The sequence below is a fragment of the Mesorhizobium sp. genome, from assembly GCF_005063415.1.
Lineage (GTDB): Bacteria > Pseudomonadota > Alphaproteobacteria > Rhizobiales > Rhizobiaceae > Mesorhizobium.
Genome location: NZ_SUEG01000193.1, coordinates 1 through 8,350, shown reverse-complemented (window position 1 = coordinate 8,350; position 8,350 = coordinate 1). Strand labels below are relative to the sequence as shown.

Annotated in this window: 9 protein-coding genes; 3 read left to right on the top strand and 6 right to left on the bottom strand. The window is 66.0% G+C overall.

The features are described 5' to 3' along the window. Positions 1–1,488, top strand: a 1,488-nt coding sequence (gene mutL, locus E5W70_RS29145; protein WP_292664750.1) for a DNA mismatch repair endonuclease MutL, incomplete at its 5' end; no start/stop codon positions are given. 206 nt (positions 1,489–1,694) lie between these two features. On the opposite strand, the gene E5W70_RS29140 is transcribed toward mutL, so the two are convergent. Continuing rightward, positions 1,695–2,588, bottom strand: a complete 894-nt coding sequence (locus tag E5W70_RS29140; RefSeq protein ID WP_292664749.1) for a DMT family transporter — start codon at positions 2,586–2,588, stop codon at positions 1,695–1,697. Positions 2,589–2,678: 90 nt separating this feature from the next. Between E5W70_RS29140 and E5W70_RS29135 the strand changes: the two genes are divergently transcribed. After that, a complete protein-coding gene (locus tag E5W70_RS29135) occupies positions 2,679–3,605 on the top strand; it encodes a LysR substrate-binding domain-containing protein (RefSeq protein ID WP_292664748.1) in 927 nt (308 codons plus the stop codon). Between the two features lie 230 nt (positions 3,606–3,835). Continuing rightward, positions 3,836–4,069 (top strand): DUF2093 domain-containing protein, encoded by a 234-nt coding sequence (locus tag E5W70_RS29130; RefSeq protein WP_031211156.1) that lies wholly within the window; start codon positions 3,836–3,838, stop codon positions 4,067–4,069. A gap of 276 nt (positions 4,070–4,345) precedes the next feature. On the opposite strand, the gene lpxK is transcribed toward E5W70_RS29130, so the two are convergent. The 5 genes from lpxK to E5W70_RS29105 form a co-directional block, all read right to left on the bottom strand. Further along, positions 4,346–5,374 carry a tetraacyldisaccharide 4'-kinase gene (gene lpxK, locus E5W70_RS29125; RefSeq protein WP_292664747.1) on the bottom strand — a complete coding sequence of 343 codons (1,029 nt, stop codon included), beginning with the start codon at positions 5,372–5,374 and terminating at the stop codon, positions 4,346–4,348. A gap of 1 nt (position 5,375) precedes the next feature. Next, the gene (waaA, locus tag E5W70_RS29120) at positions 5,376–6,692 is read right to left on the bottom strand and encodes a lipid IV(A) 3-deoxy-D-manno-octulosonic acid transferase (protein WP_292664746.1); all 1,317 of its coding nucleotides are present in this window, start codon (positions 6,690–6,692) and stop codon (positions 5,376–5,378) included. Continuing rightward, positions 6,689–7,468 (bottom strand): lysophospholipid acyltransferase family protein, encoded by a 780-nt coding sequence (locus E5W70_RS29115; RefSeq protein WP_292664745.1) that lies wholly within the window; start codon positions 7,466–7,468, stop codon positions 6,689–6,691. Before E5W70_RS29115 ends, waaA begins: the two co-directional genes overlap by 4 nt. A 5-nt stretch (positions 7,469–7,473) precedes the next feature. Then, a complete protein-coding gene (locus tag E5W70_RS29110; protein ID WP_023674378.1) occupies positions 7,474–7,719 on the bottom strand; it encodes a DUF4170 domain-containing protein in 246 nt (81 codons plus the stop codon). 74 nt (positions 7,720–7,793) lie between these two features. After that, positions 7,794–8,350, bottom strand: a 557-nt coding sequence (locus E5W70_RS29105) for an inositol monophosphatase (RefSeq protein ID WP_292664744.1), incomplete at its 5' end; no start/stop codon positions are given.

Here is an 8,350-nt window from a genome sequence, read left to right as displayed (position 1 = left end):
GGCATAGACGGCGGCCGCGTCTCCGCCGTCAGGCCGGCGGCGGCCAATCGCGGCACCACGGTCGAGGTGCGCGACCTGTTCTTCGCCACGCCGGCGCGGCTCAAATTCATGAAGGGCGAGCGCGCCGAAAGCTCGGCCATTGGCGACGTGATCAAGCGCATCGCCATCGCCTTCCCCGCCGTGCGCTTCACCCTTGCCGGCCCGGACCGCTCGACGCTGGAACTGCCGGCGACCGACGACAGCCCGGAAGGCCGGCTGCGCCGGGTGGCACAGGTGATGGGCGCCGACTTTCCCGACAATGCGATTGCCATCGACGCGGTGCGGGACGGCGTGCGTCTCGCCGGCCATGTCTCGGTGCCCTCCTTCACGCGCGCCAACGCGCTGCAGCAATACGCCTATGTCAACGGCCGCCCGGTGCGTGACAAACTGATCGCCGGCGCCATCCGCGGCGCCTTCGCCGACGTGCTGCCGCGCGACCGCCATGCCGTCACCGTGCTGTTCCTGAGGCTCGATCCGGCGATCGTCGACGTCAATGTCCATCCGGCCAAGGCCGACGTGCGCTTCCGCGATCCGGGGCTGGTGCGCGGGCTGATCGTCGGCGCCATCCGCGAAGCGCTGGCCAACGCCGGCATCCGCGCCGCCACCACGGGAGCCGCCGGCATGATGGCGGCGTTCCGGCCCGGCGCGGCATCCTATGCGCATGGCGGCCCGGCCAACGGTCACCGCAGCTACGAGGCCGCCTACCGGGCTTCCGGCTTTGCCGGGTACGATCCTGGCCGCTCGCCACAACGGCCGCTCGATATGGGCGGCGGGTTCGGCGAGGACGAGCAGGCGGCCTTCGACGCCGGGCCACTGCACAGCGCCGACACGCGCGCCGGCCAAAACGAAGCGGCGGATACGCTGCTTGGCACGGCATTGGGCGCGGCGCGCGCGCAAGTGCATGAGAATTATATCGTTGCCCAGACCAGGGATTCGCTTGTCATTGTCGACCAGCACGCGGCGCATGAGCGGCTGGTCTACGAGGCCTTGAAGAACGCCCTTCACTCACGCGCGGTGCCGTCGCAGATGTTGCTGCTGCCCGAGATTGTCGACCTGCCGGAAGATGATGCCGAGCGGCTCGCCATGCACTCCGAGACGCTCGCCCGCTTCGGCCTCGGCATCGAGCGCTTCGGCCCCGGTGCGGTCGCCGTGCGCGAAACGCCGTCGCTACTCGGCGAAACCAATGTCCAGCAGCTGGTGCGCGACCTCGCCGACGAGATCGCCGACAATGACACAGTCGACACGCTGAAGGAGCGGCTGGACAAAATAGCCGCGACCATGGCCTGCCACGGCTCGGTACGTTCCGGCCGCCTGCTCAAACCGGACGAGATGAACGCGCTGCTGCGGCAGATGGAGGCGACGCCCGGCTCCGGCACCTGCAACCATGGCCGCCCGACCTACATCGAGCTCAAGCTGGCGGATATCGAGAGGCTGTTTGGGCGGCGATAAGGAACTCGCAGGGCGCAGCCCCCCACCCGGACCTTCGGTCCGACCTCCCCACAAGGGGGAGGTAGGGCGCCTAGCCGCCGACGTCTCGCGAGGAGCTTACCCTCCCCCTTGTGTGGAGGGTCGCTGCGAAGCAGCGGGGTGAGGGTACGAAAAGAGCCGCTACATAGCGGCTCTTTCGAGTCAAGAGACAGCCCCAACCCTCTGATTCACCTCCTCAAATTCACCACGATGACGCCGCCGAGCGCCAGTGCGCCGCCGATTATGCCGAGCAGCGTCGGCACCTCGCCCAGCCAGAAGAAGCCGATCAGCGTCGCCACCGGCGACACCAGATAGAGGAAGTTCGAGGCGCGCGCGGCGGGCAGCCGGGAAAGCGCTGTTGCCCAGGCGGCATAGGCGATCAGGCTGGGTACGATGCCGAGAAAGATGACCGCGCCGAGCCCGGCCGTATCGGCGACCGCTGCCTGCGCCAGACCGCTCGGCAGGAACGGCGACAGGCAGAGCGCGCCAAGCACCATGTTCGAGGCCGAGATGGTCAGCGGGTGGTGGCGGGCAAACAGCGGCTTCTGGACGATGGTGTTGACGGCCGAGCACAGTGCCGAGCCGAGGACAAGCAGCGCACCGCTGTTGAAATGCAGCCCCTGCCCCTCGCCCATGGCGATGATGCCGATGCCGGCGAAGGACAGGAATGTGCCGGCCCAGGCCAGGCCTGAGAAGCGTTCGCCGAGCAGCGCCATCGCCATGATGGCGGTGAAGATCGGGCTGACATTGATGATGAAGCCGGCCGCACCGGCCGAAACAGTCAGCTCGCCGAAATTGAGCATCACCGTGTACAGCGCGACGAACACGGCACCACCGAAGACAAAGCGCCAGAGTTCATCGAGTTTTGGCAGTGCCGGCCGCTTGACCGCGAGGAAGATCGCCGCCGGAACCGCGGCGATGGCAAAGCGCAGCGCGCCGAGTTCCAGCGGCCCGAAGGCGGCAAGGCCGGCGCGGATCGCCGGAAAGGCGGAGGCCCAGCCAACCACCGTCAGCGCCACCGCGATGGCCGCCGTGGCATCCATGCGCTGTGTCGTATTCAACGTGCCGGTGTAAGCGCTCATCTCGATGTCCTCGCGATCCAATGCCACGAAGTAGAGAAACGCTATTGTGGGCCGGTTGACAAACGAACAAATCGAGGATCACCTGTGACTATGGATCACAGCTCAGACTCGATGCTGCCGCTTGAAACGCTGCGCGCCTTCGACGCCGCGGCACGCACCGGCAGCTTTTCGGCGGCGGCCGAGAAGCTCAACATCACCCATGGCGCCGTCAGCCGGCAGATCGCCAAGCTCGAGGGCTGGCTCGGGCTGAAAGTCTTCGATCGCGGCGCGCGCGGCGTCTCGCTGACCGTCGAGGGCAATCGCCTGCATCTGCGCACCACCGAAGCCTTCGCCCTTATCGCCAGCAATTCGGACCGTTGGGTTGAGCCGCGCGGCACGGCGGTGGTGCGGCTGACCTCGATCCCCTCGGTCAGCGGGCTGTGGCTGATGCCGCGCATGGCGACGCTGGAAAACCATCCGTCCAAGCTGCGTATCGTGCTCGACGTCGACATCCGCCAGGGCGATCTTGCCGACGAGGGCATCGACCTGTCGATCCGCTGCGGGCGCGGTCGCATTCCGGGCCGGATCTCGGTGCAGCTTTTCGAAGAATATGTGTTCCCGGTCGCCTCGCCGGAATTGGCCAGGGGGATCGGCCGCGGAGATCCTGCCCGGCTGCTCAACTATCCGGTGATCAACGATTCCGACGCTTCGGCCTGGCGCGCCTGGTTTGCAGCGCAGGAGATGGACTATCGGCCGCGGCCGCACGACCGGCGTTTCGAAGATTACAACCTCGTGCTCGACGCCGCCGCGCACGGGCTCGGCATTGCGCTGGCACGTCCGCCGTTGACGGTGGACCAATTGAAATCGGGCCGCATCGTCGCCGTAGACGAACGCCGTGCGCTGAGCCCGATATCCTACTGGCTCGACCGGCCGCTGGGGCGGCCGCGCACCGCTGCCGCCGAACTCGCACGGCGCATCGCCGTCCAGGCCGGACTGGCAGCGGAGAAGATCGAAGAGTTTATCATCGCCGAGGAATGAGATGCCTAAGGCGCGTCGCGTTCGACCGGCCTGATGCGACGCGCTTCAGGTTCTTGTGTTTATGCATGTCGAGCAAAACCGCTGCACACTTTTGCGCGACATGCATTGGCATCCGCTTTGCCGGCTTGTTCGAGCAAGTGTCACCAGAAACAGAAGCAGGCAAAGCCAACCAAGCTTGACCTCGCCGCAATTTGTGGCGATGACATCGTCATGAATTTCGGCACCACCTCATGATGAACCGTTTTGAAGGGCCCGGCGGCAAGGAAGCCCGCATCCGCTATCTCGACGGCGACTTCCAGGTGACCAGCCCCGGCGCCTTCGTGCGCTGCGCGGTGACCGGCGAGAGCATCCCGCTCGACGAGCTCAAATACTGGAGTGTCGCCAGGCAGGAACCCTATGTGAATGCCGCCGCCTCGCTGCGCCGCGAGATCGAAGCGCATCCGGAACTGCGCCGCCGACGCTAGTCCAGTGAAAATGGACGCCGCCCGTTGCGACGCTTCGCGCCCGCTTCTGCCGCGGCGTCAGGCCGGCAACACCGAAACCTTAGAGGCCATCTTGAAATAAAAAACCCGCCTCGGGGCACGAGCGCGGGTCACCCGGCGAATCATCACCATGCCCATATTACTAGCATAGCTGCCGGCACAAAGCAAGAACAAAAATACGCTCGACCGGCGGAAAGATGCAAATTCCGGTTCCGCATCGCCCTGGTGCTCAAGCTACTGGGGTGCTCAAGCTGCTGGTCAGCCTTTAAGCCGGCGCTGCCGCCAGGCATCCAGCGTCTCGTCGATGATGCGTTGCGGCACATGGTCCAGCTCGAAGACGGTGTCGATCTCCAGCACGTCGAGCCGGTCGAGGAATTCCGGCGGTGCTGCGCCGTGACGCAGGCGGGCAGCGTCCTTGGCGGTGGTAATGAGGCCAAGCCCGGCTTTACGTGCCGTCGCCGCCAATTCGGCAAGCTCGTCCGCACTGTAGAAATAATGGTCAGGAAATGGTCGGGTCAGCGCAACCTCGCCCCCGGCCTCGCTTACCGTGTCGAAAAACTTGTCGGGATGCCCAATGCCGGCGAACGCCAGGAACCGCCTGCCGGCCAGCGTCACCTTGCTGCTCGGGGCGGTGTGCGCCTCGAAGATCGGCCTGCCGGCGCGCGCTGCCTGGCGCACGACCGTATCGGCCGCGATGCCGTCGCCCATATTCAGCAAGGCGCTGGTGAAGACCAATTGGTCGACGATGTTTGCCCGCAGCGGCCCGCCGGGGATGACGCGGCCATTGCCGATGCCATGGCGCGCATCGACGACGACCAGCGCATAGTCGATGTGGATGCGCGCGCTCTGAAAACCGTCATCCATGATCAGGAAATCGCAGCCGAGCTTCTCCAGCAGAAGCCTGGCGCCGGCGGCCCGGTTCGGCGTCACCGCGACCGGCGCGTGTTCGGCCAAAAGCAGTGGCTCGTCGCCGACATGCTTGGCGGCGTCGTGGTGCGGATCGACGATATGCGGCTGCGCGAAGGAGCCGCCATGGCCGCGCGACAGGAAACCCGGATTGAGCTGCATACGCCGGGCCTGCTCGGCCAGCGCGATCGCCACCGGTGTCTTGCCGGTGCCGCCGACGGTGAAGTTGCCGACGCAGAGCACCGGCGCCTCGACTTTTTCGCGCGGCGCGTGCCGCATGCGGCGACCGGCGACAAGCGCATAGACGGCGGAGAGCGGCGACAGCGCCGTGACCCGCCAGTCCGGCTCTTCCCACCAGAAGGGTGGCGCTTCCGAGGTCACGTCAGCGCCCGTTCGCGCCCTTCAGGCGCGACTTGACGACCAGCGGCTGGATATAGGGCTCGAGCGACCTGAGCGTATGTGCCAGCGCACCGCGCATCTCGTCGACGGTCGCCGCACCCGCCGCCATCATCTCATGGCGGGCCGCCTCGTTGGTCAAAAGGAAATTGACGGCGCCGGCCAGCATATCGCGGTCGCGCACCAACTTGGCGCCGCCGCTGTCGAGCAGGCGCTGATAGGCCTCGCGAAAATTCTGAACATTGCGGCCGGCAAGCACCGCTGTCTCCAGCATGGCCGGTTCCAGCGGGTTCTGGCCGCCCTCGGAAGTCAGCGAACGGCCGACAAAGGCGATTTCCGTCAGCCTCAGATAAAGCCCCATCTCGCCGATCGTGTCGCCGAGCAGAATATCGGTGTCGGCGGTGATCCTGTCGCCCTTGCTGCGCTGCGCCAGCTTCAGACCCATGCCGGAAATCTGGGCGGCCAGCTGCCCGGCGCGATCGGGATGGCGTGGCACGATGATGGTCAAAAGCCCGTGGTGGCGCTTGTGCAGCATGGCGTGAACTTCGGCCGCGACCGCCTCTTCGCCGTCATGGGTCGAGATCGCCGCCCAGGTCGGGCGGCCGCCGATCTGGCGTTTCAGCGCCGCCAACGCCCGTTCGTCGACCGGCGGCGGCGCGGTGTCGACCTTGAGATTGCCGGACACGGTGACCGGCCGGGCGCCGAGCGAAAGGAAGCGCTCGCCATCGAGATCCGACTGGGCGACGACATGGGCAAGATTTTCGAACAATGCTTCGGCAATGTTGGCGCGCTTCTTCCAGGACTTGAAGGAGCGGTCGGACAGCCTGCCGTTGACCAGAACCTGCGGCACGCGGCGGGCGCCGAGTTCCAGGATGGTCATCGGCCAGATCTCCGATTCGGCGATGATCGCCAGGTCCGGCTGCCAGTGGTCGAGGAAGCGGCTGACCGCCGGCTTGAGGTCGAGCGGCACATATTGGTGGATGATGCGGTCGCCCAGCCGTTCTTCGGCGACCTGTGCCGAGGTGACGGTGCCCGTCGTCAGCACGATGTTGACGCCGTAATCGAGAATGCTCTCGACCAGCGGCACGACGGCGATGGTCTCGCCGACGCTGGCTGCATGGATCCAGATCACCGGGCCTTCGGGGCGCTCGCGCCCGGCGACGCCGTAGCGCTCGCGTCGGCGAATGCGATCCTCCTTGCCTCTGGATGTACGCCAGGCGACATAAGGTCCGACCAGCGGGTAGGCGGCGGCCCCGGCGAAACGGTATGCCGTCAGGAAGGCGCGGGCCCAGCGCATACTCATTTCGAACCGTCCACAAGGCGATAGGCCTCGGCGGTCGCGGCATTGAGCGAGGCCGTGACCTCCTGGCGCTTGCGTTCCATTTCCGCGGCGTCGGCGTTGGCCGGCACGAAGACGGGCGTGCCGACGACGATCGAGGAGCGGCCAAAGGGCAGGTTGATCGTCGTCTTGTCCCAACTGCCCTCGATCACCTTGCGGCGGCTGGTGGCTATCGCGGCAGGCAGGATCGGCCGGCCGGACAGCCGCGCCAGGAGGACGACACCGAGCCCCGCATCGCGCGGCGTGCCGTGGGGAATATCAGCAATCATGGCGACATTCTTGCCGGTGGCGAGCGACTTTTTGAGGGCGATGAGCGCCTTGGCGCCGCCCTTGTCGAGATGCTTTGCGCTTTCGCGTCCGCCGGAGCCGCGCACCGCCTCGATGCCGAATTTCTCGACCATCAGCGCGTTGAGCTCGGCATCGGCGCTGCGCGACACCATGGCAACTAGCGGCCGTCCCTTGGGATAATAGGCCGGGGTCAGCAGGTGCTGGCCGTGCCAGAGCGCGATGATGCCAGGCTCGAGCTGCGCATAGGCGCCGCCGGAAAACTTGGCCGATCCTTCGACCAGGCGGTTGGTCACGCGGACAAGGCGGACGAAATACGCAAACAGCGCGGCAAGCGCATTCTTGACGAATCGCGACTGCGCCAGCGGTTCGCGGATCTTGCGCCAGAACGTCTTCGGCTTGCGACGTCTGACCGCCGACCGCGGGGCTGATCGCTTGACCGCTTCATGGTTCATCGATGTCAACCGACAGCCTTGTTTTCGGGATCGAGCAGGCGGTGAAGGTGAACGACGAAATAGCGCATATGGGCATTGTCGACGCTGGCTTGCGCCTTGGCCTTCCAGACGGCGTGCGCCGATTGGTAGTCCGGATAGATGCCGACGATATCGAGCGCGTCGAGATCGCGGAATTCGGTGCCGCCCAGCTTCTTGAGTTCGCCGCCGAACACCAGGTGCAAAAGCTGTTTCTTTCCGTCTTCAGCGGCCATGTCGATCCTTCACATATCGTGAGTTTGGGACAGGTCTAGACCAAAGCCGCCGACTTTGGAACTATTGATAGTGGTCAATTGTCCAGCCCGGCGATGACGCCGGCGAGCACGGCGAGGAGTTCGCCGCTGCCGGCGGCGAGCGGTCCGTGACGGATCACTTCGCCGGCATAGAGCGGCGCGCGGCCGTGCCGATCGAGCAAGGCGCCGCCTGCCTCGCGCAGGATGAGATCGGCCGCGGCGATGTCCCAGTCATGCGCATTGGCCTTGACGAAGGTGGCATCGAGCTGGCCGCCGGCGATCATCGCAAGCCGGTAGGCGAGCGAAGGAATATAGGGCACCCGCTTCAGCCGCTTGTGCCATTTCGCCGGCAGCAGGTCGATCATCGGCTTCGGTCCGGCGATTTCGGCCGTTTCCGCGGGCGGACGCACGCTGATGCGCTTGCCATTCAGGAATGCGCCCTCGCCCGGCAGCGCCCAATAGATTTCGCCCTTCGCCGGGCAGTCGAGCACGCCGGCAAGCGTTCGGCCGTTCTCGACCACCGCGACGCTGACGCACCATGTGGGCAGCCCTTCGAGGAAGCCACGCGTGCCGTCGATCGGATCGACGACGAAGGTGCGGCGCGCGACGAGCC

What these genes read in the sequence shown, in the direction of transcription:
- waaA (WP_292664746.1), bottom strand. Translation starts at nt 6,692, where the DNA reads ATGAGTATGCGCTGGGCCCGCGCCTTCCTGACGGCATACCGTTTCGCC.
- E5W70_RS29135 (WP_292664748.1), top strand. Translation starts at nt 2,679, where the DNA reads ATGGATCACAGCTCAGACTCGATGCTGCCGCTTGAAACGCTGCGCGCC.
- E5W70_RS29130 (WP_031211156.1), top strand. Translation starts at nt 3,836, where the DNA reads ATGATGAACCGTTTTGAAGGGCCCGGCGGCAAGGAAGCCCGCATCCGC.
- E5W70_RS29115 (WP_292664745.1), bottom strand. Translation starts at nt 7,468, where the DNA reads ATGAACCATGAAGCGGTCAAGCGATCAGCCCCGCGGTCGGCGGTCAGA.
- E5W70_RS29110 (WP_023674378.1), bottom strand. Translation starts at nt 7,719, where the DNA reads ATGGCCGCTGAAGACGGAAAGAAACAGCTTTTGCACCTGGTGTTCGGC.
- E5W70_RS29140 (WP_292664749.1), bottom strand. Translation starts at nt 2,588, where the DNA reads ATGAGCGCTTACACCGGCACGTTGAATACGACACAGCGCATGGATGCC.